This is a genomic window from Streptomyces sp. NPDC092370 (assembly GCF_044755265.1).
In the GTDB taxonomy this organism is placed as follows: Bacteria; Actinomycetota; Actinomycetes; order Streptomycetales; family Streptomycetaceae; genus Streptomyces.
Genome location: NZ_JBIVQO010000007.1, coordinates 58,729 through 82,807, shown reverse-complemented (window position 1 = coordinate 82,807; position 24,079 = coordinate 58,729). Strand labels below are relative to the sequence as shown.

At 68.6% G+C, this 24,079-nt stretch carries 31 protein-coding genes, 3 pseudogenes and 1 riboswitch; of the genes and pseudogenes, 24 read left to right on the top strand and 10 right to left on the bottom strand.

Translation table 11 applies throughout. The features are described from left to right. The 6 genes and pseudogenes from ACIQHQ_RS21770 to ACIQHQ_RS21745 all read right to left on the bottom strand — a co-directional run. Window positions 1-2,997: an AAA family ATPase gene (locus ACIQHQ_RS21770; protein ID WP_402613683.1), complete on the bottom strand. Its 2,997-nt coding sequence runs from the start codon at window positions 2,995-2,997 to the stop codon at window positions 1-3. Continuing rightward, entirely contained in the window at window positions 2,994-4,157 is a 1,164-nt protein-coding gene (locus ACIQHQ_RS21765; RefSeq protein WP_402613680.1) for an exonuclease SbcCD subunit D, read from the bottom strand. Before ACIQHQ_RS21765 ends, ACIQHQ_RS21770 begins: the two co-directional genes overlap by 4 nt. 203 nt (window positions 4,158-4,360) lie before the next feature. Further along, on the bottom strand, window positions 4,361-4,987 hold the full coding sequence (locus ACIQHQ_RS21760; RefSeq protein ID WP_402613677.1) for a YigZ family protein: 627 nt from the start codon (window positions 4,985-4,987) through the stop codon (window positions 4,361-4,363). A 9-nt stretch (window positions 4,988-4,996) separates the two neighbouring features. Beyond that, on the bottom strand, window positions 4,997-5,557 hold the full coding sequence (locus ACIQHQ_RS21755; RefSeq protein WP_402613674.1) for a SixA phosphatase family protein: 561 nt from the start codon (window positions 5,555-5,557) through the stop codon (window positions 4,997-4,999). Beyond that, window positions 5,554-6,273, bottom strand: coding sequence for a hypothetical protein (locus ACIQHQ_RS21750; protein ID WP_402613672.1), 720 nt, complete (start codon window positions 6,271-6,273; stop codon window positions 5,554-5,556). The genes ACIQHQ_RS21755 and ACIQHQ_RS21750 overlap by 4 nt, the downstream gene beginning before the upstream one ends. A 102-nt stretch (window positions 6,274-6,375) precedes the next feature. Further along, window positions 6,376-6,828 (bottom strand): annotated as a pseudogene (locus ACIQHQ_RS21745) (ABC transporter ATP-binding protein); the annotation flags it as partial. A 121-nt stretch (window positions 6,829-6,949) separates the two neighbouring features. Continuing rightward, a riboswitch (cobalamin riboswitch) is annotated at window positions 6,950-7,078 on the bottom strand. Between the two features lie 123 nt (window positions 7,079-7,201). On the opposite strand from ACIQHQ_RS21745, the gene ACIQHQ_RS21740 reads away from it, so the two are divergent. Together ACIQHQ_RS21740 and ACIQHQ_RS21735 are read left to right on the top strand one after the other, a co-directional pair. Continuing rightward, window positions 7,202-7,630 carry a CoA-binding protein gene (locus tag ACIQHQ_RS21740; RefSeq protein WP_402613669.1) on the top strand — a complete coding sequence of 143 codons (429 nt, stop codon included), beginning with the start codon at window positions 7,202-7,204 and terminating at the stop codon, window positions 7,628-7,630. 152 nt (window positions 7,631-7,782) lie between these two features. Further along, a pseudogene (locus ACIQHQ_RS21735) lies at window positions 7,783-8,202 on the top strand (FAD-dependent monooxygenase); the annotation flags it as partial. 1 nt (window position 8,203) lies between these two features. Here the strand turns inward: ACIQHQ_RS21735 and ACIQHQ_RS21730 are convergent. Then, on the bottom strand, window positions 8,204-8,563 hold the full coding sequence (locus ACIQHQ_RS21730) for an ArsR/SmtB family transcription factor (protein WP_402613667.1): 360 nt from the start codon (window positions 8,561-8,563) through the stop codon (window positions 8,204-8,206). A gap of 63 nt (window positions 8,564-8,626) precedes the next feature. Here ACIQHQ_RS21730 and ACIQHQ_RS21725 point away from each other — a divergent pair, with 63 nt between their 5' ends. Then, entirely contained in the window at window positions 8,627-9,673 is a 1,047-nt protein-coding gene (locus tag ACIQHQ_RS21725) for a cation diffusion facilitator family transporter (protein ID WP_402613664.1), read from the top strand. Between the two features lies 1 nt (window position 9,674). Here ACIQHQ_RS21725 and ACIQHQ_RS21720 read toward each other — a convergent pair whose 3' ends face one another. Next, on the bottom strand, window positions 9,675-10,232 hold the full coding sequence (locus ACIQHQ_RS21720; protein WP_402613661.1) for a YbaK/EbsC family protein: 558 nt from the start codon (window positions 10,230-10,232) through the stop codon (window positions 9,675-9,677). A gap of 43 nt (window positions 10,233-10,275) precedes the next feature. Continuing rightward, window positions 10,276-10,848 carry a helix-turn-helix domain-containing protein gene (locus ACIQHQ_RS21715; RefSeq protein WP_402613658.1) on the bottom strand — a complete coding sequence of 191 codons (573 nt, stop codon included), beginning with the start codon at window positions 10,846-10,848 and terminating at the stop codon, window positions 10,276-10,278. Between the two features lie 98 nt (window positions 10,849-10,946). Here ACIQHQ_RS21715 and ACIQHQ_RS21710 point away from each other — a divergent pair, with 98 nt between their 5' ends. Next, a complete protein-coding gene (locus ACIQHQ_RS21710) occupies window positions 10,947-11,804 on the top strand; it encodes an EamA family transporter (RefSeq protein WP_402613655.1) in 858 nt (285 codons plus the stop codon). Between the two features lie 65 nt (window positions 11,805-11,869). Here the strand turns inward: ACIQHQ_RS21710 and ACIQHQ_RS21705 are convergent, their stop codons facing one another. Next, window positions 11,870-12,670 carry an acyltransferase gene (locus ACIQHQ_RS21705; protein ID WP_402613651.1) on the bottom strand — a complete coding sequence of 267 codons (801 nt, stop codon included), beginning with the start codon at window positions 12,668-12,670 and terminating at the stop codon, window positions 11,870-11,872. Between the two features lie 111 nt (window positions 12,671-12,781). Here ACIQHQ_RS21705 and ACIQHQ_RS21700 point away from each other — a divergent pair. The 20 genes and pseudogenes from ACIQHQ_RS21700 to ACIQHQ_RS21605 all read left to right on the top strand — a co-directional run. Then, window positions 12,782-12,976: pseudogene (locus tag ACIQHQ_RS21700) on the top strand (gamma carbonic anhydrase family protein); the annotation flags it as partial. 350 nt (window positions 12,977-13,326) lie between these two features. Then, a complete protein-coding gene (locus ACIQHQ_RS21695) occupies window positions 13,327-13,770 on the top strand; it encodes a hypothetical protein (protein ID WP_402613649.1) in 444 nt (147 codons plus the stop codon). Between the two features lie 207 nt (window positions 13,771-13,977). After that, the gene (locus ACIQHQ_RS21690; protein ID WP_402613647.1) at window positions 13,978-14,313 is read left to right on the top strand and encodes a WhiB family transcriptional regulator; all 336 of its coding nucleotides are present in this window, start codon (window positions 13,978-13,980) and stop codon (window positions 14,311-14,313) included. A gap of 581 nt (window positions 14,314-14,894) precedes the next feature. Further along, the gene (locus tag ACIQHQ_RS21685) at window positions 14,895-15,146 is read left to right on the top strand and encodes a hypothetical protein (RefSeq protein ID WP_402613645.1); all 252 of its coding nucleotides are present in this window, start codon (window positions 14,895-14,897) and stop codon (window positions 15,144-15,146) included. A gap of 2 nt (window positions 15,147-15,148) precedes the next feature. Next, a complete protein-coding gene (locus ACIQHQ_RS21680) occupies window positions 15,149-15,976 on the top strand; it encodes a RecB family exonuclease (RefSeq protein ID WP_402613643.1) in 828 nt (275 codons plus the stop codon). Then, window positions 15,969-16,415, top strand: coding sequence for a hypothetical protein (locus ACIQHQ_RS21675; protein ID WP_402613641.1), 447 nt, complete (start codon window positions 15,969-15,971; stop codon window positions 16,413-16,415). The genes ACIQHQ_RS21680 and ACIQHQ_RS21675 overlap by 8 nt, the downstream gene beginning before the upstream one ends. Before the next feature lie 103 nt (window positions 16,416-16,518). Continuing rightward, complete coding sequence (locus ACIQHQ_RS21670; protein WP_286065821.1) at window positions 16,519-16,818, top strand: hypothetical protein; 300 nt, start codon at window positions 16,519-16,521, stop codon at window positions 16,816-16,818. A gap of 20 nt (window positions 16,819-16,838) precedes the next feature. Further along, window positions 16,839-17,633, top strand: a complete 795-nt coding sequence (locus tag ACIQHQ_RS21665) for a DnaB-like helicase C-terminal domain-containing protein (protein ID WP_286065822.1) — start codon at window positions 16,839-16,841, stop codon at window positions 17,631-17,633. Then, the gene (locus ACIQHQ_RS21660) at window positions 17,630-18,049 is read left to right on the top strand and encodes a RusA family crossover junction endodeoxyribonuclease (protein ID WP_402613638.1); all 420 of its coding nucleotides are present in this window, start codon (window positions 17,630-17,632) and stop codon (window positions 18,047-18,049) included. Before ACIQHQ_RS21665 ends, ACIQHQ_RS21660 begins: the two co-directional genes overlap by 4 nt. Before the next feature lie 43 nt (window positions 18,050-18,092). Next, window positions 18,093-18,482, top strand: coding sequence for a CHC2 zinc finger domain-containing protein (locus tag ACIQHQ_RS21655; RefSeq protein ID WP_402613636.1), 390 nt, complete (start codon window positions 18,093-18,095; stop codon window positions 18,480-18,482). 13 nt (window positions 18,483-18,495) lie between these two features. Further along, on the top strand, window positions 18,496-18,948 hold the full coding sequence (locus tag ACIQHQ_RS21650) for a toprim domain-containing protein (RefSeq protein WP_402614500.1): 453 nt from the start codon (window positions 18,496-18,498) through the stop codon (window positions 18,946-18,948). After that, window positions 18,945-19,190 carry a hypothetical protein gene (locus ACIQHQ_RS21645; protein ID WP_286065825.1) on the top strand — a complete coding sequence of 82 codons (246 nt, stop codon included), beginning with the start codon at window positions 18,945-18,947 and terminating at the stop codon, window positions 19,188-19,190. The genes ACIQHQ_RS21650 and ACIQHQ_RS21645 overlap by 4 nt, the downstream gene beginning before the upstream one ends. Next, window positions 19,187-19,945, top strand: a complete 759-nt coding sequence (locus ACIQHQ_RS21640) for a hypothetical protein (RefSeq protein ID WP_402613634.1) — start codon at window positions 19,187-19,189, stop codon at window positions 19,943-19,945. The genes ACIQHQ_RS21645 and ACIQHQ_RS21640 overlap by 4 nt, the downstream gene beginning before the upstream one ends. Window positions 19,946-19,965: 20 nt before the next feature. Then, complete coding sequence (locus ACIQHQ_RS21635) at window positions 19,966-20,592, top strand: hypothetical protein (RefSeq protein ID WP_402613632.1); 627 nt, start codon at window positions 19,966-19,968, stop codon at window positions 20,590-20,592. A 430-nt stretch (window positions 20,593-21,022) separates the two neighbouring features. Further along, window positions 21,023-21,286 carry a hypothetical protein gene (locus ACIQHQ_RS21630; protein ID WP_402613630.1) on the top strand — a complete coding sequence of 88 codons (264 nt, stop codon included), beginning with the start codon at window positions 21,023-21,025 and terminating at the stop codon, window positions 21,284-21,286. Next, window positions 21,220-21,648: a DUF2493 domain-containing protein gene (locus ACIQHQ_RS21625; RefSeq protein WP_402613628.1), complete on the top strand. Its 429-nt coding sequence runs from the start codon at window positions 21,220-21,222 to the stop codon at window positions 21,646-21,648. Before ACIQHQ_RS21630 ends, ACIQHQ_RS21625 begins: the two co-directional genes overlap by 67 nt. Beyond that, window positions 21,645-21,806, top strand: a complete 162-nt coding sequence (locus tag ACIQHQ_RS21620) for a hypothetical protein (protein ID WP_402613626.1) — start codon at window positions 21,645-21,647, stop codon at window positions 21,804-21,806. Before ACIQHQ_RS21625 ends, ACIQHQ_RS21620 begins: the two co-directional genes overlap by 4 nt. Next, window positions 21,803-22,024, top strand: a complete 222-nt coding sequence (locus ACIQHQ_RS21615) for a hypothetical protein (RefSeq protein ID WP_402613624.1) — start codon at window positions 21,803-21,805, stop codon at window positions 22,022-22,024. The genes ACIQHQ_RS21620 and ACIQHQ_RS21615 overlap by 4 nt, the downstream gene beginning before the upstream one ends. Window positions 22,025-22,651: 627 nt before the next feature. After that, on the top strand, window positions 22,652-23,314 hold the full coding sequence (locus tag ACIQHQ_RS21610) for a hypothetical protein (protein WP_402613622.1): 663 nt from the start codon (window positions 22,652-22,654) through the stop codon (window positions 23,312-23,314). 138 nt (window positions 23,315-23,452) lie between these two features. Beyond that, complete coding sequence (locus tag ACIQHQ_RS21605) at window positions 23,453-24,064, top strand: hypothetical protein (RefSeq protein ID WP_402613620.1); 612 nt, start codon at window positions 23,453-23,455, stop codon at window positions 24,062-24,064. Window positions 24,065-24,079: the final 15 nt, after the last annotated feature.

The window sequence follows — 24,079 nt, the reverse complement described above, 5'->3', positions numbered from 1 at the left end:
CTAACCGGCGCCGCGCTGGCGCAGCGCCGACCCGGACCGGCTCTTGACCACCTCGAGCTGGGCGTGGATGCGCCGCCGCAGGTCGGGGACGTGGCTGACGATGCCGACGCTGCGGTCGCGTTCGCGCAGCGAGTCGAGGACGTCGAGCACCTCGTCGAGGGTCTGGTCGTCGAGGCTGCCGAAGCCCTCGTCGATGAAGAGGGTGTCCAGCCGCACCCCGCCCGCCTCGTCCGTGACGACGTCCGCGAGTCCCAGGGCCAGGGCGAGCGAGGCGAAGAACGTCTCACCGCCCGACAGCGTCGCGGTGTCCCGCTCGCGGCCGGTCCAGGCGTCGACCACGTGCAGCCCGAGCCCGCTGCGGCCGCGCCCGGTGCGGTCGTCGGAGTGGACGAGGGTGTAGCGGCCGGACGACATGCGGCGCAGCCGCACGGTCGCGGCGGCGGCGACCTGCTCCAGCCGGGCCGCCAGAACGTACGACTCCAGGCGCATCCGGCGTTCGTTGTCCGCCGACGTACCCGCGGCGAGGCCGGCCATCCGGGCGACGCGGTCGTACTCCTCGCGCAGCGGCGCCAGCCGCCGCACGGCGACCGTGGCCCGGGCGGACAGCCGGTCGAGTTCCCCGCAGCGCCGGCCGGCGGCGTCGTGGGCGGAGGCGGCGTCGCGCAGCCGCCGGGCCGCCTCGTCGGCGGCCCGTTGTGCCGCGGCCAGGTCGGCCTGTGGCGCGCGGGCCGCCGCGGCCGTGTCGGCCTCGGCGAGGACGGCCCGTACGGCGGCGTCCTCGTGCTGCCAGGCGTCGAGCCGGCGTTGCAGTTCGCGGTGGGCGGCGTTGTCGAGGAGGGCGTCGGCCGCGGCCTGCGGGGTTTCGAAGCCGGCACGGAAGGCGGCGTCGGCGAGCCGGGCGTCGGCGTCCTTGAGCCGCTGGGCGGTGTCCTCGACGATGCGGGCGGCGTCGGCGGCGTCGGTGAGCAGCACGGTCCGCCGCTCCAGCTGTGCGGCTCGCGCGGCGACACTGTCCAGGGAGCCCCGCGCCCGGTCCAGTTCCTCCTCCAGGGCGGCCCGTTCGCGATCCAGCCGCTCCCGGTGACCGACGCGCGCGGCAGTCCGTACCGCGGCCTCCTGCCGGGCGGCGAGGCGCCGTTCGTGCTCCTGCCCGGCCTGGCGCAGCCGCTCCTGCGCGGCGTGCAGTTCGGCGGCGGCGCTGCGGGCCTGCGCGTACTCCTCCTCCACCTGCTGGACTTCCCCGGCCAGCCGATCGGTGGGGGTGTCACCGGCCTCGGCGGTGGCGGCGGCCAGTGCCTCCCGTACGAGGCCGAGGCTCCGTTCGTCCTCGGCGCGCTGTTCGTCGGCGCGCTGGTAGGCGGTGAGGGCGTACTCCTCCGCCTCGCGGTCGACGTGCCCGGCGACCTTGCGGGCCGGGGCTGGGTGTTCGGTGGCGCCGCAGACGGCGCAGGGTTCGCCGTCGGTGAGGTGTGCGGCCAGTTCGGCGGCGATGCCGTTCAGGCGCTGTTCCTTGAGGTCGAGCCAGTGCTGCTTGGCCGCCAGCGCCCGGTCCTGCGCGGTGCGGACCCGGTCGACCGCCTGGTCCGTGTCCTGGGCGAGCTGGTCGCGCAGGCGGGCCGCCCGGAGGCGCTGCCGGGCGGGCTCGCGCCGCACGGCGAGCTGTTCGGCGAGGGCCGCGGCCTGCTGCGCGGCCTCCACCCGGTCCTGGAGTCGGGTGCGTGTCTCCTCCCAGCCCTCGAGCCAGGCGTCCGCCTCCTGGAGAAGGTCCGTGTCGGCGCGCTCCTGCCGGCTCAGACCGGCGCGTTCGTCGAGGAGTTCGGCCAGCCGCCGCTCGGCGCGGCGGGCCGAGTCGAGTCCGCCCAGTTCCTCGGCGGCGCGGCGTGCGGCGGCGGCGAGTCCGGCCGCGCCCGCGTCGGCGAAGGTCTCCGGGAGCAGGGCACGGGCACGCGCCTCGGCGGCCGCGGCCCGGCGGTGTTCGGCTTCGGCGGATTCCCGCAGGTCCAGGGCGGGCGCGACCGCTTCGGCCTTGCGGGCCCGCTCCATGAGCGCCTGCGCCTGCCGGTAGGCCTCGGCTCCGTGCTCCAGGCGTGCCGCCCGCTCCCGCGCCTGCGCGAACCGCCGCTGGAGCCGGTCCACTTCGCGGACGTCGTCCAGGGCGCGGCCGGCGGCGGCCTGGGCGGACTCGGCCGCGGTGAGCGTGCACGCGGTAACGGTGAGTTGTTCGCGGGCGGTGCTGCGGGCGACGGCGGCGGCACTCAGTACGGCCTCGGCGAGTCCCGGTTCGCCGGGGGCGAGTTCGGGCAGCTCCATGGCGTCGCCCGCGGCTTGCTGCATGCGGTGGGCGTCGGCCAGCAGTTCCGCGTCCCCGTCCCGCACCCGGGCCTCGGTGACGCGGCGGCGCTCGGCGAGGCGCTGCTCGACGTCGGCGAAGCGGCGGGTGTCGAACAGCCGGCCCAGCAGTTTGCCCCGGGCCTCGGCGTCGGCGCGCAGGAACCGGGCGAAGTCGCCCTGCGGCAGCAGCACGACTTGGCAGAACTGCTCCCGGCTCATGCCGAGCAGCTGGGTGATCTCCTCACCGATCTCCTGGTGGGAACGGCTCAGGTCCTTCCAGGCGCCGGCCGTCGGGTCGTACTCGCGCAGCCAGGTCTGGGCCTTGTCGAGTGTCGTGCCGGTGCCGCGCTTCTTGGGGCGCTCCCAGGGCGGCCGGCGGGTGACCTCCAGGCGGCGTCCGGCGACGGTGAGTTCGAGGGCGACCTCGGTGCGGGTCGCGGGCGCGGCGTGGTCGCTGCGCAGGGTCGTGCCCTGGCCGCCGCCCTGCCGGGCACCGGGCACCGAGCCGTACAGGGCGTAGCAGACGGCGTCCAGTACGGACGTCTTGCCCGCGCCGGTGGGTCCGTGCAGCAGGAACAGCCCGGCGGCCGACAGTTCGTCGAAGTCGACCGTCTGGGTGCCTCCGAAGGGCCCGAAGGCGGTGAGAGCGAGCCGGTGGAGCCTCACCGGGCCACCTCCCGCACGGTCTCGTCGGCCCGCACCGCGTCGAACGCGTCCCGCAGCACGCCCTGTTCGTGCGGGTCGGGTCCGGCGCCGCGCACATGGGCGACGAAGTCCTCCGCGATCTCCTGGTCGCTGCGGCCGGCGAGACGCCGGGCGTACGACACCTCGGACTCGTCCTCGTCGCGATCGGGGTCGAAGACGAGGCTGAGCGTGTGCGGGAAACGCTCGGTGAGCCGGGCCATCGGGTCGGCCGGGCGGACGGGGTCGGTGAGGGTCGCCTCGACCCACGCCTCCTCGTGCCGTGCCAGGTCCGGGTCGGCGAGCAGGTCCTCCAGGGTGCCCCGGATCCGGGCCAGGGCGCGGGGCACGGGGCAGTCGACGCGCTCGGCGTCGACGGAGCCGTCCGCGGCCAGGTCGACCAGCCACATGCTCTTGCGGTGGGCGGCCTCCGAGAAGGAGTAGGGCAGCGGGGAACCGGAGTAGCGGACGCGGTCGGTGAGGGTCTGGCAGCCGTGCAGATGCCCGAGCGCCACGTAGTCGACGCCGTCGAACACCCCGGCGGGCACCGCGGCGACGCCGCCGACGGTGATGTCCCGCTCGCTGTCGCTGGGTTCGCCGCCGGTGACGAAGGCGTGCGCGAGGACCACGGAGCGGGTGCCGGGCGCGCGGGTGCCGAGGTCGGCACGGACCCGGTCCATGGCGGCGGCGAGCACGGCCTCGTGCCCGGCCTTCTCCACGCCGAACTCGTCCTTCACCAGGGCCGGTTCGAGGTAGGGCAGGCCATAGAAGGCCACGTCACCGTGGGCGCCGGGCAGTACCACCGGGGTGCCGGCGGCCGACGGCTCGGTCCGCAGGTGGATGCCGGCCCGCCCGATCAGCCCGGCGCCGACGCCGAGCCGGCGGGCCGAGTCGTGGTTACCGGAGATCATCACCGTCGGCACGCCGAGGTCGGCGAGGCGGTGCAGGGCGTCGTCGAACAGTTCGACGGCGGCGAGCGGTGGCACCGCCCGGTCGTAGACGTCACCCGACACCACCACGGCGTCCACGGCCCGCTCCCGGACGGTCGTGACGAGGTGGCCGATGAACTCGGCCTGGGCACCGAGCATGTTCACCCGGTGGAAGGCCCGGCCGAGGTGCCAGTCGGACGTGTGCAGCAGTCTCACGACCCCGCCCCGACCCGCATGTCTCCCCCTGCTTCCCGCACCACCCGCGCGAGCCGGTACGGCTCGCTGTCAGCACCCACCACGCTAGCGCGTACAGGGATCCGCTCCCTCACGAACCTCGGCAAACCACGCCCGTCCGGAGCCGATTCACGGGACATGTCCGTATGTGTACCGAGAAAACGTCGACGGGACGGAGCCGCGCGTCACGCGTCGCCGTACGCCTCCCCGCCCGGTTCGAAGCCGGCCGTCCCGGCGGTGGCGTCGGCGAGCCAGGACTTGAAGGCCTCCACGTCGGCGTCCGGAAGCGCGATCTCGATCGTGACGGCCTCCGCGTAGCGCACGTCGCGGACCTCGCGTCCGGAGGTGCGCAGGTCGTTCTCGAGTTTGCCGGCGCGCTGGTGGTCGACGGTGACCGTGGCCAGCCGGAACCTGCGGCGGGTACGGGTGCCGAGGCTGTCCAGCGCCTCGCCGACCGCTCCGCCGTACGCCCGGATGAGCCCGCCGGCACCGAGCTTGACCCCGCCGTAGTAGCGGGTGACGACGGCGACGACGTACCGCATGTCCCGGCGCAGCAGCATCTGGAGCATGGGGACACCGGCCGTACCGCCCGGTTCGCCGTCGTCGCTCGCCTTCTGGACGCAGGCGTCGGCGCCGATCACATAGGCCCAGCAGTTGTGGCTGGCGTCGGCGTGCTCCTTGCGGACCGCGGCGATGAAGTCCTGGGCCTCCCGCTCGGTGGCCGCCGGGGCGAGGGCGCACAGGAAGCGGGAGCGGTTGACCTCGGTCTCGTGCACGCCGGCGACGGTGACCGTGCGGTATTCGTCCTGCATCCGGCCAGCCTATGCGCGGCCCCCGGGCTGCTCCTTCGCGCCCCGGGGCACGATCACGGACGTGAGCAGCGCGGCGCCGGGGGCGAGGGCCCGCCAGGCCGTGCCGCGCCAGGACAGCACGGCGATCGCCGAGGTGGGGAACTTCGTGCGGACCTGCTCCAGGGTGTCGTCGAGGCCGTCACCGGCGAGGGCCAGGACCAGTTCCTCCAGACCGGGGTTGTGCCCGATCAGCAGCAGGGTCTCCACCTCGGCGGGCACCTCGTGCACGACGGCCAGCAGACCGGACGGGCCGGCGGCGTAGATGCGGCGGTCGTGCCGGACCGGCGGGGGCGTGCCCCACTCGGCCGCGACCAGGTCCCAGGTCCGGCGGGCACGGACGGCGGTGGAGCACAGCGCGAGGTCGGGCAGGAGGTCGGCGTCGGCCAGGACCCGCCCGGCCGCGGGGGCGTCCCGGCGGCCCCGCGGGGCGAGGGGGCGTTCGTGGTCGGCGACGTCCAGGGGCCAGGACGACTTGGCGTGCCGCAGCACGATCAGGCGGCGCAGCGGTCCCGCTCCGGCGCGTTCGATCATGACGGTGACCCCAGATCGCGGGTGAGTTCGAGGCCGAGGAGCCGGTCGGCGTAGGCGTACGTCTCGAAGCGTGCGCCGTCCGCGTGGTCGGGCTCGGTCTCGACGTGGCGCAGGACGTCCAGCACCCCGGGCACGTCCAGGTCGTCCTCCCAGGCGTCACGCAACCGCCCCCGCACGTCGTCGGGGATCGGCCGCGAGGGCTGCCGCGCCCAGCGGGCGACCGCGGCGCGCCAGCGGGCGAGGGTGGCACGGGCGTCGTCGAGGGAGGACCTTTCCAGCCGGACGGGCACGCTGTGGTGCCGGGTGAGCAGGGCCAGGCGCAGGGCGGCGGGGTCGGAGTGGTCCGGCGTGTCCACCTCCACCGGCGCGACGGCGATCCGCACCCCGTCGGGCAGCGGCCCGTCCTCGGCGGCGACGACGTGGACGGCCTGGGCCTCACCCAGTCCCGCGCCGACGTCGGGACTGTCCTCGAAGGGGTGCATGCCGAGGGTCGCGGCGTCCGCACGCAGTTCCGCCTGCCTGTGGCCGCCGCTCAGCAGCGCCCACACCGGTGTGCCGCCGAGTTCCAGGGCCCGGACGAGGAGATCCCCGACGAGCAGCACCCGCAGGCTCGTCGTGTCGGAGCCGGGCGCGTGCACCACGACACGGGTCAGGCCCCGGCGGGCCGGGGCGGCGTCGACCGGCTCATGGCTTCGGGCGTCGATGATGCGCAGCACGGGGTGAGCGTAGGCGGGCGGACACGCACACGCGGGCAGGTTCGCCGTTTTAGGGTCACCGTGGCGCAATCGTCCCCGCCGGTGGCCTATCCGGCGCTCCTGTCAGGCCAGCGTCCCCAGGAACCGCGCATGCGGCCGCCCCTCGCGCCCTTCACGGCTGACATTGGCCCGCACCCCGTACACCTCGGCGATGACCTCCTCCGTGACGACGTCCCCCGGAGTGCCCCCGGCCACGACCCGCCCCGCGCACAGCACGACGGCCTGATCGCAGTACATCGCCGCGAGGTTGAGGTCGTGCAGGGCGACGACGGTGGTGACCGGAAGACCCGTGACGAGAGTGAGCAGGTCGAGCTGGTGGTGGATGTCGAGGTGGTTGGTGGGCTCGTCGAGGAGGAGTTCACGGGGTTCCTGGGCGAGCGCGCGGGCGATCTGCACCCGCTGGTGTTCGCCGCCCGGGAGCGTGTGCCAGGGCGGGCCGGAACGGCCGGTGAGGCCCGTGCGCTCCAGGGCGGCGCGCACGGTCCGCTCGTCGTCCACGGAGGCGGGCGTCCAGGCCTCCTCGCGGGCACCGCGACCTGGACCGGCCCGAAAACCAGTCCTCAGGCGTCGAGGGCCCATGCGCGGAGCCCGGTCGTACGGTGCTCCCTGGCCGCATGCGGCCGCGGGGGCCGCCGGCAGGTCTTCGGACTCGGGTTCACCCGGATCGGAGCACCTTCCCGGACGTCCACGAGGGAGTCCAGTGGCCGAGGCCCCGCCCGTCCCCCTCACCGCTGCGCGTCAGTTCCGGATTCGCACCGGATTCCCTGACCCACGTACATGGGTTCGACTGGCCTCGGCAAGCCATCACGGAGGCCGTCCGGGGAATCACCGCGCACCCTGCGCCGTTGACCCGGGAGCAGTTCGTCCACGACTTTCGAGGAGGCCGCCGGTGTACGGCGACGAGGCAACGGTCCGCAGGATTCTCACCGGGCTCGGCGACACCTGGGCCGTGGTGGGCCTGTCGTCGAACCGGCAGCGCGCGGCGTACGGCGTCGCCGCCGTGCTCCAGCGCTTCGGCAAGCGCGTCGTGCCGGTGCACCGGAAGGCGGAGACCGTGCACGGGGAGAAGGGGTACGCGAGCCTGGCGGACGTCCCCTTCGACGTGGACGTGGTGGACGTCTTCGTGAACAGCGACCTCGCCGGAGCCGTCGCCGACGAGGCGGTCGCCAAGGACGCGAAGGGCGTCTGGTTCCAGCTCGGCGTCATCGACGAAGCGGCGTACGAGCGGACCCGGGCGGCGGGCCTGGAAATGGTGATGGACCGCTGCCCGGCGATCGAGATCCCACGGCTGTCTCCTCACCGCGTACACGAATCCTGAAGCGTTTCCCACGAAATGCCCGCACCCGGTCCAGGGTGCACAACTCGTCTTCTGCGGTCGCCTGACCGATTCCTGGCCTGAGGCTCGTGCTCGCCGAACTCCCCGAGTTCATCTCTGAGAGGCCCCGCATATATGGAAATGGAAAGAGGCGGCCTGCGCCGGCCGAGGGACGGCTGATCGAGAGGCGCGTGCTGGACATGCACGACTACGTGGTCGAGCCGATGGTGCGCGGCCGGCTGTTCCTGGCCGGCGACGCGGCCCATCCGGTCACCCCCATCGCCGCCAAGGGCATGAACCTCGCCCTGCACGACGCCTTCCCGCTCGGCGACGCCTTGGCCGCCCGGCTGACCACCGGCGACGGCAGCGGCCTCGGCGGCTACGCGGAGGCATGCCTGCGGCGCGTGTGGGAGTACCAGGAGTTCTCGCAGTGACTGTCCGAGGTGTACCACGGCACGGCAGCGTGCGACCCGTTTCGCGCGGGCACCGCGCTCGCCCGGCTGCGCCGCCTGTTCACCTCGCCCGTGGCGGCCGCCGCCTTCGCCGAGCAGTACCTCGGGACGGCGCGGTACTGACTCAGTCGTGCGGGGGCCGGTCGCTGAGGCGGTGGTCGGCCACGCTCAGCGCCTCGTCGACGAGCCGGCGCAGATGGCCGTCGCTAAGTGAGTAGACCACCCGACGACCTTCCTTGCGCGTGTTCACCAGGCCCGCGAGGCGCAGTCGCGCCAGGTGCTGGCTGACGGCCGGCCTGGCCGCTCCGCACGCTTCCGTGAGGGTCGTGACGTCGGCCTCTCCCCCGGTCAGCGCGTGCAGCAGCGCGAGCCGGGTCCGGTCCCCCAGCAGGGCGAGGAGTTCGGCCGCGAGTGCGAACTGCTCCTCGCCGGGGCTGCGCGGATGCGCATCATGCGCAGATGACAGGTGCATGCGTGCGCTCATACGCACATAATGGCGCCACAGGACGGGTACGTCCACTCTCGCGCGCACCGAAAGGGGAACCACGTGAGCGACCGGCACGAACACTCCCACCCGCACCGCCACGACAACGGTCACAGTCACAGCCACGGCCTGCGCCGCCGGATGAGCCACCTCCTCACCCCGCACTCCCACGAGACGGCCGACAAGGTCGACTCCGCACTGGAGTCCTCGGCGCGCGGGATGCGCGCACTGTGGGTCTCGCTCGCCGTCCTCGGCGTGAGCGCGCTGGCCCAGGCGGTCGTGGTGGCCCTGTCCGGATCGGTGGCACTGCTCGGGGACACGGTCCACAACGCCGCGGACGCACTGACCGCCGTGCCTCTCGGGATCGCCTTCGTGCTGGGCCGGCGCGCGGCCACCCGCCGCTTCACCTACGGCTACGGGCGGGCCGAGGACCTGGCCGGGCTCGTGATCGTGCTGACGATCGCCGCGTCCGCGGCCTTCGCGGGCTGGACGGCCGTGGACCGGCTGCTGGATCCGCGCCCGGTCCAGCATGTCCCGGCGGTCGCCGTGGCCGCTGTCGTCGGCTTCGCCGGCAACGAGTGGGTGGCCCGCTACCGTATCCGCGTCGGCCGCTCGATCGGCTCGGCGGCACTGGTCGCCGACGGACTGCACGCCCGTACCGACGGCTTCACCTCACTGGCCGTGCTGCTGGGCGCCGGGGGCTCGGCCCTGGGCTGGCACCTGGCCGATCCGATCGTCGGGCTGGCGATCACGGCGGCGATCGCGCTGGTGCTGCGGGACGCGGCCCGGGAGGTGTTCCGCCGGGTGATGGACGCCGTCGACCCGGCTCTGGTCGACCGGGCCGAGCGGGCCCTGGCCGAGGTGCCCGGGGTGCGCGGGGTGGGGGAGCTCCGGCTGCGCTGGATCGGCCACCGGCTGCGCGCCGAGGTGGCGGTCGTGGTGGACGGCGACGTGACGGTGCGCGAGGCCCACCGCGTCGCCGTGGAGGCCGAGCACGCGCTGCTGCACGCGGTACCGCGACTGACCGCGGCCCTGGTGCACGCGGACCCGGAGCCGGCCCCGGGTGAGAGTGACCCCCACCTTGCGCTGGCCCACCACAGCGCGGCGTAGGTCAGCGGACCCCGAGGCCTTCCAGCACGACGGCGCCCGGCAGTTCCGCGAACGCCTTGCCCGGGACGAGGAGCTTGCCGCGCCGCCGGCCGCTGCCGACCAGCACGTAGGGCAGGTCGACGACGGCGGTGTCCACCAGGACGGGCCAGCCCTGCGGCAGTCCGAGCGGGGTGATGCCGCCGTACTCCATGCCGGTCTCGCCGGTGGCCGTGTCCATGGAGGCGAAGGACGCCTTGCGGGCGCCGAGCTGCCGGCGCACCACGCCGTTGACGTCGACCCGGGTGGTGGACAGCACGACACATGCGGCGAGCGTGGACTCGCCACCCCGCTTGCCCGCGACGACCACGCAGTTCGCCGACCTCTCCAGCAGGTCCTGCCCGTAGTGCTCCACGAAGGTGGCGGTGTCGGCCCACTCCGGGTCGGTGTCGACGTAGACGATGTGCTCGGCGGGGACGCCGCCGCGCCAGTGGCGTACGGCGTCGGCGACCGGGGCGGTGAGTTCGTCGAGGCAGGCGGGGGCCGGGCGGGCGTTGTCGAAGTGTCCGATGGGTGCGCGCATGGGCGCACGCTAACAACAGCGGACCGGCGGCGGGCCGGGCGTCTTACGTCACGGGCGGCACCGAGACGGCCATGACCATCTCCATGGGCGCGTCGCCGGTGTTGCCGTAGATGTGCGGGACGTTGGCCTCGAAGTGGACGCTGGCACCTGCGGGCACGCGGTGTTCGACGCCGTCGACGGTGAGGGTCAGCTCGCCCGCCGTGACATGGAGCAGTTCGGTCGTGCCGGCGGGGTGCGGGTCCGAGGGGCTGCTCTCGCCGGGCATGAGCCGCCAGTCCCACATCTCCAGCGGGCCGGGCGCCTCGGTGCCCGCGAGGAGCCGGTTGTAGCTGCCGGCGTCGGTGTGCCACAGCCGTACGGCCTGCTCGGCCGGGATGACGCGGACGTTCGGGCCTTGTTCGTGGTCGAGCAGCGTGGTGATGCTGACCCCGAGCGCGTCACCGATCTTGACGACGGTGCCGAGGCTGGGGTTGGTGCGGGCCTGCTCGATCTGGATGAGCATGCCGCGGCTGACCCCCGCCCGGGCAGCGAGCACGTCCAGGGTGAAGCCGCGTACCGCGCGCCAGTGCTTGACGCTCCGCGCCAGGGACTGGGTCAGCAGGTCGAGGTCCGACACGTTCCGTCCAATATTCTGTATGACACAGTACAACGGGCTGCACTATGGTGTGGTTCCACCTGATCGTTCACTGAACTGTACTGCGAGGTATCCGCCCCATGACAGCGCTCTTCGCCCTGGCCACCAGCCTGCTGTGGGGGCTGGCCGACTTCGGCGGCGGCCTGCTGACCCGGCGCACGCCCGCGCTGACGGTGGTCGTCGTCTCGCAGTCGATCGCGGTGGCCGTGCTGGGCGCGGTGGTGGTGGCGACCGGCGGCTGGAGCGAGGCGGGGCCGCAGCTGTGGTTCGCCGTGGCGGCCGGGCTGGTCGGCCCGGTGGCGATGCTCGCCTTCTACAAGGCGCTCGCGTTGGGCCCGATGGGCGTGGTCTCGCCGCTGGGGTCGATCGGTGTGACCGTGCCGGTGGGGGTGGGCCTGGTGCTGGGCGAACGCCCCGGCCTGCTGCAGTTCGTCGGCATCCTGGTCGCCGTCGCCGGCGTGTGCCTGGCCGGCGGCCCCCAGTTCCGCGGTGCTCCCGTCCAGCGCCAGGCCATCGCCCTGACCCTGCTCGCGGCGTTCGGCTTCGGTGCGGTCATGGCTCTGATCGCCGAGGCGTCGTCGACCCTCTCGGGCCTGTTCCTCGCCCTGTTCGTGCAGCGGGTGACCAATGTCGCCGCCGGCGGCCTGGCGCTGTGGCTCTCGGTGCGGCGCGGGTCGCCCGCACTCCCGGCGGACGGCTTCCCCTGGCACTCCCTGCCCGCCCTCGCCTTCGTCGGCCTCGCCGACGTCGCCGCGAACGGCACGTACTCGATCGCCGCGCAGCACGGCCCGGTGACGGTCGCCGCCGTGCTGGCCTCCCTGTACCCGGTGGTGACGGCCGTGGCGGCACGGGGCGTCCTCCGCGAACGGCTGCGGGCGATTCAGGCCGCGGGGGCGGGACTGGCCCTGGTGGGCACGGTACTGCTGGCCTCGGGCTGATCCGGGCTCAGGTCCCAGGGCGGCGCGCCCCTGTGTCCGAGCACCCGAGGGTTCCCTCCCGGAGGTCAGGACGACCCCGGCTCCAGCTCCGCGAGACCCGCCGCCGCATCCTCGTCCAGTTCGGCCAGCCGGGCCGCCGTCTCCTCGTCCAGGTCCGACAGCGCACACAACTGCTCGGGGGTGACGCCCTCCGGTATCGGGACGGGCGCCGGGGTGCGCAGCGGGGGCTGCCAGCCGTCGGCCGGGGTCCAGCGCCGTACGACGCGGGCCGGTGCGCCCGCCACCACGGCGTGATCGGGCACGGCGCCCCGGACGACGGCGCCCGCGGCCACCACCACGTTCCGCCCGATCCGGGCGCCCGGCAGGATCACCGCTCCCGTGCCGATCCAGCACCCGGGCCCGATCTCCACCGGCTCCATCCGCGGCCACTGCTTGCCGATCGGCTCGTGCGGATCGTCGTAGGAGTGGTTCGTGGAGGTGACGTAGACGTACGGGCCGAAGTAGCAGTCGCTGCCGATCGTGACCGTGGTGTCGGCGATGACGTGGCTGCCGCGGCCCAGGACGACGCCGTCGCCGAGGCGCAGGATCGGGTCCGGGCCGAGGTCGAGGTCGGGCATGAGGCCCGCGGTCAGGGTGACCTGCTCGCCGATGATGCAGTGGGAGCCCAGGTGGATCCACGCTTCACCGAAGACCGTGCCGAGCGGGAAGGCGAGCCTGGTACCTGTTCCCATCGCACCGAACCGGTACCGGCCGGGGTGCTCGGCGGTCACGGAGGCCGTCCGTTGCAGCCAGGCCCAGCCCGCGTGGACGGCGCGCTGCGTGAGGCCGCGCCGCCAGGATGAGAACGTGTTCTTGCGCTTCGGCACCCGCTCACCGTACTCAGCGGCCGCTCACCCCGCGGCGTCCCATGCCTGTGATCTTCGCCCCATCGGGTGGCGTACGGTGTGCGCGTTGTCTAGGACGTTCGGGAGGCGGACATGGGTGAGCGGGCGATGATCATGGGCATCGGCGGCAGGGAGCCGGAGATCGACGCGACCGCGTTCGTCGCGCCGACGGCGTCGGTGATCGGGAGCGTCACACTCGGGGCGGGCGCGAGCGTCTGGTACGGAGCCGTGGTGCGCGGCGACGTCGAGGCGATCTCCGTCGGGGCGAGCAGCAACGTCCAGGACAACTAGGATTTGCGCTCTGACCTGCGGAAACGTACGGCTTAAACCCCAAAGATAGGGACCGCCCGAAGGGGCGTCAAGGCCCGTTCGAACGTGCCATTCGAACAAAATAGCGAATTGAGACGCACGCCAAACTCAGTTTTCTTTCCTATACGTACAACCCTTCATGCTCTACGCGTCCTATACTCGACTCGAAGCTAAACGGGACGCTAGACCGGCTTCCAGTTGACAGCTTGTCAGGCACCTCCCTACCTTGATCAACTGTTCCATCAGACAGACCCGAAGGGTTCCCCCTTATGCCGGCTCCGAGACAGCTCCCATCCAGTGACGTGCTACGGAAGCACCGAGACGCGGGCTTGACCTACGAGCAGATCGGCGAGATGTACGGCGTTACCAAGGGTGCCGTCTACCTTCAGTTGCGTGATGCCAAGATCTCGAAGGCTCGCCCGGATCACAGCAAGTACATCCCTTGGACGGTGAAGACCGAGCACGCCCAGGCTCGACCTAACAGCATGCTTCGGCTCTACTCGCGCCGAGAGCAGAAGGACCCGATTCCGGCGGTCAAGGCGCGCATGCTCGACAAGTGGCTGAACGAACTGAAGGAAGCCGATGTGGTGGTCTGCTACCACCGCGACATGGTTCCCAATCCGGCAAGCCCCGTGGGCGGTTGGTACTACTCGAAGCGTCGCCCCGAGGATGGCGACAGCATCATTCGAGTTGAGGACCCTCACTTGAAGATCAAGGGCGCGAACTCCGAGGAGGAAAAGCCGAAGGTCGCCGACCCCTCGGGCACCGCTTAGCCCGTTTAAACCAAACCCGCGCGTGCACCGATGGGCCGCCCCTGTATGGGGGCGGCCTTGCTGTGTTCTGAAACTATCATTTGACTCCGCCAGGGGCATCGAGCGAAGATATACATGTCAGCGAGGGAAGGCCACGGAGGAACCGGCGAGAAAGCCGGGGACGTGAGCGAAACCGAGCAAACGAAACCCCGGCATAAGTGAGGCGTCTTGTCGAATTCCTGCGAGGCCGATCCGGACCTTTGGTTTTCGGAAAGGGCCGAGGATATAGCCCAGGCGAAAGAAGCGTGCGGCTTCTGCCCGGTTCGCACCGAGTGCGCCGAGTTGGGCAAGAATGAGGAGTTCGGCGTTTGGGGTGGCATGACCCCCGAGGAGAGGCGCACTGCTCAGCGCTTTTTGGTCATTATGGTCGAAGAGCTGAACAACGCTCGCATCCGACGGATGCACGCCGAAGGTATCTCCATCTCGGCCATGGCCCGTGAACTCAGCATCCCCCGTAAGACTTTGGCGGACCGACTTCGCCGAATGACGGGTCTCGCCGCCTAGGTAAGGGACACCTTACTTACTGGCGCGTTCAGTTTTCCGCGTTACGAACAGGTAACAGGTGAACCAATACCGTCCGGTATGTGTACGCGGAGTGAAGGTTTCCGGTTACAGTTTTCAGACACCAACCTCACAGGGACTCGGGTCACAGGTTGGCAGTGTGCGGAAGAAGTTGAAACGGCCTCGGGGAACAGCCCATGTTGGTAGACAGCTCTCAAGGATTGGACCTCAACAATGCGGGGGACGATCTTCAGGGCGTTGACGTTCTGTACGACCTCCCTCAAGTACTCTCGGTTGTCAGACTGAGATACGCGAACGGAACGCGAATGGAATTCGCGTACTGTCGGCAGAACGCAGAAGAAGAAGACTACGAAATAGCTCGGACCATGTCCCCGAACGACGCGGTTCCCCTGAAGGGATACCCGAGTGACACCCTCGGGTGCGGACATGACGACGAATACACTACGGCTTGTTGGGTCTTCCACTAGGCCGTGCACAACTTAAAAGACTTCTAGGGGCACCTCCCCCAGGGTGCCCCTTCCGTTTGCCCTGAAGCTCATATTTGGAACGAGAGAGAGAATCACATGACTGCCTTCGGCGACTCGAAGAACATCCCCGCGAAGACCTTCACCGACATCGACGGCCGCGCGGTCACCGTGCGGCCCCTGTATGACGCTGGCCTCGGTCGGAACGTCGTCGAGCTGGTCGTTCACGGCGCTACCGTCCGCCTCTCGAACGCCACGGTTCCGAAGTTCGTGGACATCGTGACCATGGCCGCGTTCCTCGGCGAGATCGAGAACGTCGCCACCGGGAACCACACCCCCGCCGGGGCGTGACCGTGGGCGAACCCGTAACGCATCGCTCCGTATCGCAGTACGGGAGCTTCGTACGCTGCGGTGAGGCTTACCGGCTAGAGAAGGTCGCTAAGGCCCCGCAGAATCAAGCCGCGTGGTTCATTCAGGGAACCGCCTACCACGAAGCCGTAGAGAAGTGGGAGAAGAGCCACCGGGCCTACGGCCCCGATCAGATGGCCGAGTGGTTCGAAGAAGCCTGGGAACGGGACATGGCCGCCGCCCTGGCCGTCGAGCCTGATACTTCCCGATGGCTTACCGGTGGCACCACGAAGCCCGAGACGGATATCAAGAACCGCCGGAAGCGCGGACGGGATCAGGTAGAAGCGTATTTCGAGTACGCGATAGAAGCCCCTGAACGCATCTGGGAACCGATCGAGGGTCAGCCGGCCGTCGAACTCGGGTTCACGCTCGACCTCGGCGGAATTCTGATCCGAGGGTTCATTGACCAGATCGTTGAATACCCGGATGGTCACCTTCGAGTAAGGGACCTGAAGACCGGTACGAAGCTTCCCGACACGGCGTTTCAGCTAGCGATCTACGACCACGCCGTGAACGACATGTTCGGCGAGAAGCCCGGTTTCGGCGATTACTTCATGGCGAAGAACAACGCCCCTACCGAACCGTGGAACCTTCAGGATTACTCGCTTGAGAAGGTCACCCGATGGTTCCGCAACATGGATAAGGCCGTTCGTCTCGGCCTGTTCCTTCCCAATCCTGGCGACGCGTGCCGCACCTGTACGGTCCGGCGCTACTGCGACTTCAACGGAGTCGACGCCCGCCAATACCCCTATCAGGAGAGTGTGAATGTCTGAGACCCCCGAGAAGTTCACCGTGACCATGAAGAGCCACGGCGGCCATGACGCTACGTGGGTTGTCGTGAAGGCCGATTCTCAGACTGAGCTGGTCGACCTTCTGAACGGCTTCTCTCAGTCTGGCGTCTCCGCCCTGATCGGTGAGGCCGTGACCGCCCTTCGGGCCGAGGAGATCCTAGGGGCCCAGCTCGGGGCCCGTCCGGTCGAGCACCCCGGAAGCTACGACCGAGGCGGCCACAACGGCGCTCAGGCCCCTTCTCAGGCCCCTTCCCAGGCTCCGGCCGGCCAGACCCCCTACGGCACTCCCCCGACGTGCCCGCACGGTACGAAGCGGTTCATCGAGAAGCCCTACCGGAACAAGCCCGGCACCTGGCGTGCCTGGGGATGCCCGGCCCCCCAGGGCACCCCGGACGCGTGCGGCCTGGAGTTCATCAAGTAGGCCCGAAGCTCATATTTGGAATGGCAGGGGCGCGACTGCCAGGCCGTAAGGCCGCCCAACGCGCCCTCTTCATGCCCGTTTAAACAAGCCCGCGGAGTGCCCCATGCCTACGAACCTCGACGCCCAGAAGACCCGTGACGCTGCTATCGCCCAGGTCGACAAGAACGCGGATGACGAGTGGAAGCGATATGCCCTCGGCTTCGTCGCCGAAGTGTCCGGCGTCCTCGACGACTTCACCACGGATGACCTGTGGGACCTGGGCTTGATCAAGCCGCGTGAGCCGCGCGCCCTCGGCCCCGTGATGCGTCGAGCCGCGAAGCGCGGACTGATCGCCACGACCGGCGAATTCCGGGCGAGCCGCTACCGCAACTGTGCCCCCCTGCCTGTCTGGGCGTCCGTCTAAGAACTCTCGAAGGATCGCCCTTGTACACGATTGTTCGAGCTAAGGGCGACGCCGGTAAGACCGGCGAACCCCTTCCTACGCTCTTCAAGACCTTCGCCGCGAACACCGTGCACTTCCGCCGAGGACAGTTCACGATCATCTCTGCGGCCCCCGGTGTCGGTAAGTCCGCCCTGAGCATGGCCCTGGCACTACATGCCCGCGTACCGGCCTTCTACTTCAGCGCGGACACCGACCCTCAAACCATGTTCGTTCGTTGTGCTGCGAACGTCTCGGGCTGGTCGACCAGGGATATCGAGAACGCCCTAGAGCACGGCAAGACGAACGCCGTAGAAGCTCAGCTAGACGGCCTCGATCATCTCCGGTGGGACTTCACCGCCAGTCTCACCATTGATGACCTCGAAGCCGAGCTGAAGGCTTTCGCGGTCACTTACGGGGCCTGGCCCGAACTGATCATCGTTGACAACATTTCCAACGTGGTGCCGGACGCCGAGGGCGACAGTAACTCTTACGTCGCCCTGGAAAAGGTGTGTGAGTACCTGCATGAACTTGCCCGCATGACGGGCGCGTGTGTGGTCGCTTTGCACCACGTAAAGGGAGACTCGAACGACGGTAACCAGCCCGTTCCCCTGTCTCAGATCAAGGGGCAGATAGGCCGCGTGCCGGAAATGATTCTCACCCTTCACCGGATCGGTGAAGACGGTTCCCGCCAGATGGGCGTTTCCGTCGTCAAGAACCGTACAGGGAAGGCGGATGCGTCCGGCGCGATGATCCTTTATCTCGATGCCGACATGGAGCGAATGAGGCTCACCGGGTGATCGAGATAGACGTGATCGGCACCCCTGCCCCCCAGGGCAGTAAGAGGCACGTTGGCGGGGGCCGAATGGTGGAGTCCTCGAAGAAGGTCAAGCCGTGGCGTAGTGCCGTCTCGGCCGAGGCCCTGAACCACACCTTCGGCCCCTGGCCGTACGTCGGTGTTTCCGTGGTGTTCCGACTGAAGCGGCCGAAGAGCCATTACCGCACCGGGCGGTTTGCCGACCAGCTCAGAGCGGACGCCCCCCGGTACCCGGCGAAGTATCCCGACCTCGACAAGCTCTGTCGCTCGACCCTCGACGGCCTGAAGGCCGGCGGGGCCTTCGAGGATGACGCCCTGGTCGTCGTTCTCGACGCCCGGAAGGTCTTCGCCGACCGCAGCGAACCGGGCGCACGGATTCAGGTCTTCCCGACTCTTTGATTCCGCCACCCGTCCGAAACTAGTATTTGGAATGTGAGGGCGGATGGAGAAGCCGCCGATAGCGGAAGTGCTAGAGCACTACGGAGCCACTGACGTTCCGGAAGGGTCGCGCTTCCGAAAGATGAAGTGCCCCTTTCACGAAGACCGAAATGCATCGGCTTCCGTGTGCACCGAAGAGAACCGCTTTCGGTGCTTCGCTTGCGATATCTCGGGCGACAGCTTCGACGTAATCGCTGACCAGGAAGGATGCCGCGATTTCTCTTGTACCCGATCCTGCACTGAAAAGCTTCTTGGAGGAAGCTACGGCGCGATACGAGGGGGATCTAACGAGAAGCCCCGCCGCCGTGGAGTATTTGAAGAGTCGCGGCCTGTCCGAGGACAACGCAGCCTTCTACAGGCTGGGGTACGTCGAAAGCCCCTTGCCGGGGCATGAGGTAGCGCGCGGAATGCTAGCCGTTCCCTACCTCACTCGGGCCGGGGTTATGACCGTGCGATTCCGTCGCCTAGGCGACGGGGACGGCCCGAAGTACCGCAGCGTTCCCGGTGACCCTCCCCGCATCTACAACGCGAATGCGCTTCTCGTCCCCTCGGACCATATCGCCATCTGTGAAGGGGAATTCGACGCGATAGCGGCCAGTCTCGCCGGAATCCCCGCCGTGGGCATTGCTGGTGTGAGCGCATGGAAAAGCTACTTCGCCCGGTGCTTCAAGGGTTACCGGGCCGTGTACATCCTCGCCGACCAGGACGACAAGGGACAGGGGATGGAGTTCGCCGAGAAGGTCGCCGAGCAGATCAAGAACGCTCGAATATCCCCCATGCCGGCCGGACACGACGTGAACAGCTTCGTACTGGCCAACGGCCCCGAGGGCCTTCTAGACCAACTGGAGATCAAGCGATGACGAGTGACGAACTGGCCGACGAAGTTGGTCACTTCATCCGGCAGTGCCGAGGGCGAATCCTCGGAATCGGGGCCGAACAGTACGAGGAACCCGAAGGCCAGAAGTTCGAAACCATGCCGCTGGTCGAGCTGGTGACGTACGCCCGTGAAGAAGCTCAAGACCTGGCCGTCTATGCGGCCATGCTGGATATCCGATTGAAAAGACTCGAAGACGCTCTTCGAGAGAAGGGCGTTAGCCTGTGAAGCGCATTGTTGTTCTGTCCGACATGCAGATTCCCTACCACGACAAGCGGGCCGTCCGGAACGTCCTCGGCTTCCTGGCCGAGTACAAGCCGGACGAGATAGCGAGCGTGGGCGATGAAGTCGACTTCCCCCAGATCAGCCGTTGGACTCGGGGCATGGCCGGTGAGTACAAGGGGGATCTTCAGGCGCACTGTGAAGCGGGTAAGCGGGTCCTGGCCGGCCTGCGGGCCGTGCATGACGGGCCGATTCACGTAAGCCGCTCGAACCACATGGACAGGCCCCTGAACTACGTCCGTTCGCGTGCCCCTGGCCTTATGGGGCTGAAGGCCCTCGAAGTGCCGAGCTTGCTCGACTTCGAGAAGTACGGCGTGACCTATCACGAAGAGCCGTACGAGATTGCCCCCGGTTGGCTTCTCGCCCATGGCGACGAAGGGGGTAGCTCCCGAATGCCGGGCGGTACCGCCCTGGCCCTGGCGCGCAAGTGGGGTTACTCGGTCGTGTGCGGCCACACTCACAAGCTCGGAATCCAGCACGAACACATGGCCGTGAACTCGAAGCTCACGCGAGAGCGATTCGGCTTCGAAGTCGGAAACCTCATGGACCTGAAGAGTGCCCACTATCTGAGGGCCGGTCACGCCAATTGGCAACAGGGCTTCGGAATCCTGTACGTCGACAAGAACCGGGTAACCCCTTCCCCGGTGTTCATTAAGCCGAACGGAACCTTCGTGGTCGAAGGCAAGACTTACGGCCAGTAGGCCACTTAGGAGACTCGCAAATGATTGACTGGACGAAGTACACGAAGATTGCCGAGGGTGTCGCGCGTCGAGTGGCCGAGGAGTACCCCGGTATCGAGGCCGAGGACATTCGACAGGAGATCCTTCTTCACGTCGTCGAGAAGGAAGCCGTGTACGAAGCGGCCGAGTACCCCGATGGACAGCTTCGGAACAACTTCCGGAAGATTGCCGTCAGCTACGCGGGCAAAGAGCGGTATACGTACATCTACCACTCTGCGGAGTACGTTTACACGTCCTCGGAAGTGCGACAGCTCTTCGAGAAGGCGTTTTTCCAGCCTGAGCTTTGGGAGAAGGCCCCGACGAAGGACGACGCCGTATCCGTCGCCGCCGGGGGAATCGTCGTGGCCCTTTGGGACCTCGACCGCGCTTACGGCCTTCTGCCCGCCCTCGACTCCCAGGTGATCGCGAAGCGGTACGAGCAGGGCGAGTCTCTTTCCTCGGCCGAAACGATGCGGCTTTCTCGGGCTATCGACAAGATCGTTCGCACGCTGAACAACAGTGTCGTCAAGCGTCAGCAGGAAGCTAAGGCGCATTCCGGCCCCGGAAGCCGTGACGCCATGACTAACGCCCATTCGCAGTACGTCACCTCTTCTGCGCACCGAAACTAGTATTTGAAACCGCCACCCTTGGCACCTGATACTAGAAACACGAAATGCGGAGGGCGGCCGGTGAAAAGTCCCGGCCCCCCTCCGTTCCAATTTCCGAAAGGCCCCGCGAAATGAACCGTAAGACGCTCAGCCGCTCGAAGCGGCTTGCCGTGGCCCTGGCCGCCGCCCTTCTGGCCGCTATCGGCATCGTGTCGTGTGACGAGAACAGCGCGTGTGCGGCCCCCATGGGCATAGGTGCCCCTCGGCCCGCCCCTGCCCCGGCCCCGCGCGCTCCGTCCTTCTCGAAGCCCTCGGCCCCTCGGCCGGCCCCGGCCCGCCCCTCGACCCCGAGAGGTTCCGGACACTCGACCACCGTTGTTCCGGTCCCCGTGTACGTGAGCGGTGACCACTGTTGAGGGGGCTTGCGGTAGGCGGCCCGCTTCACGGCAAGGTGATCAGCAGTAGCCGAGACGTTGAGGTAGCCGAGGAGTTCCACACGCGGCCCTTCGCGCGGGTCTACCTGGATTCGTCTACCCCGTTCCGGCGGGGCCGCTACTGGGCCGAACGACTCGGCTTCTCCGGTAGCTCGAAGACCGCGTACTTCTGGGTGTACGACGCGCACTCGACCGAGGCCGCTCAGGGCATGGCGTGGGAAATGCTTCTGGCCGAGGCCGAGAAGGGCTATGCGGACCGCGAAGAGGTTCGGTTCTCCTGAAGATCCTCGTTACAGGCTCCCGAGATTGGGAGGACGCCCGGACCGTCGAGCTTGAGGTGTTCCGGGCTTTGTATGAGGCGAAGACGCCCTTCGATCACGCCGTACTGATTCACGGAACCTGCCCCACCGGGGCGGATGCTCTCGCCGACGAATACGCCAGGGCGACCGGAATGCATGTGATCCGGCGGCCCGCCGATTGGGACCGGCACGGGAAGCGTGCGGGGTTCCTGCGGAACGTCGAGCTGGTCGAGCTACAGCCTGATGTCTGCCTGGCCTTCATTCGCAACGGAAGCCGAGGGGCTTCCATGACCGCCCGACTTGCCGAGAAGGCAGGGATAGAGACCCGGAGGTTTCTCGCGTGAGCAAGCCCTACAACCCGTTCAGCGTGGCCGCTGACATGATCTCGGCCGCTATGGCTATCCGTGCTCTCTTCGAGGCCCTGACCGATCAGGGGTTCAACGAGACTCAGGCCCTGGCCATCGTGCGCGATGCGGTCCGCCCCGTGGGGGTGCAGTCGTGATACGGGTCATCGTCGACAACCCGCACGCCTACTACCCGAAGTTTCCTCGGGTGATCGAAGCCGAGACGGAAGAGAGCCTTGACCGGCAGGTGAAGCGTTGCCTGTCCGGCATGAAGGGCCAGTACAGCGCGGCGAAGTACGCGAAGACGACCGTAACCCGCGTCCGTGGGACCGAGGACGTATCGGCGCGGTACGTCGCCGAGGGGGCCGCCGAGTGAGGGCCTACCGCAAGAGGACGCAACACCCTTACTGCCTCTACCTCGACACGGCCGAGGCCGCCCAGGTCGAGCGAGAGCTAGAACGGCTCGACGCCGAGGACTTCCCGGCCCTCGACAGGGTCTATGCCCACCTGGCCCGAGTTCGAGGGGCCGCGGGTGACCGTGCCTGAACGCGTTGTAGTCCTGGCCGGAAGCCTGGCCCAGTTCCGCCAGTGGTGCCGATCGGCCGGCCTCGACCCCGAGGCCCGGCACGTCACTTACGCCCGAGACATTGACGCCCTACGCGGCCTTCACGGTGTCCGCGTAGAGCGCTGCGGCACCTGGCGCCTACGGCCGGACGCTCGCGCCCTCGACGCGTACGCGCGGATGCTCGAAGCCCGGTCCGGATAGCTTCCGCCAGGAACCTTCCGGTACTCTCGAACCCGCACCTTCCCCTTTCTCTCGCTGACACTTGAGGTAGGTACGGTGCGACGGCCCCCGCTTCGGCGGGGGCCGTTTTCGTATGCCCTGATACTAGCATCTGGAGCGGCCCGTTTAAACGGTTGACACAGATTCCAAATGACAGTAACGTTCTTCCTGTCAGCGAGACGGCCGGAAAGACCGGCCGGAAAACGAAGGGGAAGAACAATGCGAGAGATCACCCGCGAAGAGTGGCTTCACCTGGCGATTGACGCCCTGCGGCCCGAGTTCGAGAAGATCGAGTTCCCGCTTCCCGAGAAGCTTCACGTCTCGGTCGGCTTCGGCTACGGCGCGAAGCGCGAAAGCGCGAAGATCCTCGGCCAGTGCTGGGCTAGCCGAGTTTCCGAGGACGGCGTGAACCACATCTTCATCAGCCCCGAAATGAACGATGCGGCCCGCGTCCTCGACGTCCTGATTCATGAGCTGGTGCACGCTGCGGACGACTGCAAGAGCGGCCACAAGGGGGCCTTCGCGAAGGCCGCTAAGGCCCTCGGTCTTACCGGGAAGATGACTGCCACGGTTGCCACTCCCGAACTCGCCGAGAAGCTTCGGGAGCTTGCTAAGGCCCTCGGCCCCTACTCGCACGCCACCCTGTACCCCATGGGTAAGCCGGTCCAGCCGAAGACGGAACCGACCCCGGAAGACCCCGAGGAGTCGCCGGAAGAGCCCCCGGTTTCCTCTGGCCCGAAGAAGCAGGGAACCCGCATGATCAAGGTTCAGTGTTCTTCGGAATGCGAGTGCGGCGGGTACGTGGTCCGCACTACCGCGAAGTGGATTGAAGTTGGTATGCCGGTCTGCCCCTTCGGAACGGTGATGGAGATAGCGGCCTAACAGCCGGTCGAGCGGCCCCCTTCGGGGGGCCGTTTGGCGTTTCTGGCCCCGCTCGAAACTAGTATTTGACACGCCTCGTTTAAACAGCGTAGAGTTTCACCTGTCAGCGAGAGAGCAACAGCCCGAAGGGGAAGCGCAATGCAGACCATGAAGATTTCCGAGACTGCCGCCGTTGCCGACACGAACGGGATGTTCCTGTTCGGCGGGAAGGTCGCCGGCCGAAAGAACCCGCTGAAGGTTCCGGTGCCGGTGAAGGCCGAATTCAAGGCCCGTGCGTGTGTCGACCTGAAGCACGCGATTACCGGTGAGCTGGTGCTCAGCTCCCGCAGCGGCGTTCAGGTTTACGCGGCCCCCCTGGCCGAGCTGGTCAACATGGACCTTCCCGAGGCCCCCTCGATCCCCGAGGGGTTCGAGCCTGGCGACGTGTGGGCCGTCACGAACAAGGCTGGTGAAGAGGTCGCCGAGGTCGAAGGCGCGACCATGGAAGAGGCCCGGAAGGCCGCGCGGAACCGCGCTGCGGTCCGTCGAGTATCGAAGGCCGAGGGCGGTTTCAGTCTCCGCCGGAAGCTGGTCGAGAAGGCCGTGAAGGCCCCTGAGACGGCCGAGAAGCCGAAGGCCGAGGAGAAGCCCCAGGCTCCCACTAAGAAGCCCGGCAAGGCCCCCGCGAACTTCGTGGACCTGGCCCGGACCGCTCACACGGAATCGGCCCGCCGCTACTGGCAGAGCGTTGTAGACGAGTACGAAGGCTGACAGGGAGCGGCCCCC

Coding starts and splice junctions, on each gene's coding strand:
- ACIQHQ_RS21760 (WP_402613677.1), bottom strand. CDS start 4,987: ATGCAGGACGAATACCGCACGGTCACCGTCGCCGGCGTGCACGAGACC.
- ACIQHQ_RS21755 (WP_402613674.1), bottom strand. CDS start 5,557: ATGATCGAACGCGCCGGAGCGGGACCGCTGCGCCGCCTGATCGTGCTG.
- ACIQHQ_RS21730 (WP_402613667.1), bottom strand. CDS start 8,563: ATGAGCGCACGCATGCACCTGTCATCTGCGCATGATGCGCATCCGCGC.
- ACIQHQ_RS21720 (WP_402613661.1), bottom strand. CDS start 10,232: ATGCGCGCACCCATCGGACACTTCGACAACGCCCGCCCGGCCCCCGCC.
- ACIQHQ_RS21710 (WP_402613655.1), top strand. CDS start 10,947: ATGACAGCGCTCTTCGCCCTGGCCACCAGCCTGCTGTGGGGGCTGGCC.
- ACIQHQ_RS21685 (WP_402613645.1), top strand. CDS start 14,895: ATGACTGCCTTCGGCGACTCGAAGAACATCCCCGCGAAGACCTTCACC.
- ACIQHQ_RS21675 (WP_402613641.1), top strand. CDS start 15,969: ATGTCTGAGACCCCCGAGAAGTTCACCGTGACCATGAAGAGCCACGGC.
- ACIQHQ_RS21670 (WP_286065821.1), top strand. CDS start 16,519: ATGCCTACGAACCTCGACGCCCAGAAGACCCGTGACGCTGCTATCGCC.
- ACIQHQ_RS21655 (WP_402613636.1), top strand. CDS start 18,093: ATGGAGAAGCCGCCGATAGCGGAAGTGCTAGAGCACTACGGAGCCACT.
- ACIQHQ_RS21650 (WP_402614500.1), top strand. CDS start 18,496: ATGCTAGCCGTTCCCTACCTCACTCGGGCCGGGGTTATGACCGTGCGA.
- ACIQHQ_RS21645 (WP_286065825.1), top strand. CDS start 18,945: ATGACGAGTGACGAACTGGCCGACGAAGTTGGTCACTTCATCCGGCAG.
- ACIQHQ_RS21635 (WP_402613632.1), top strand. CDS start 19,966: ATGATTGACTGGACGAAGTACACGAAGATTGCCGAGGGTGTCGCGCGT.
- ACIQHQ_RS21610 (WP_402613622.1), top strand. CDS start 22,652: ATGCGAGAGATCACCCGCGAAGAGTGGCTTCACCTGGCGATTGACGCC.
- ACIQHQ_RS21605 (WP_402613620.1), top strand. CDS start 23,453: ATGCAGACCATGAAGATTTCCGAGACTGCCGCCGTTGCCGACACGAAC.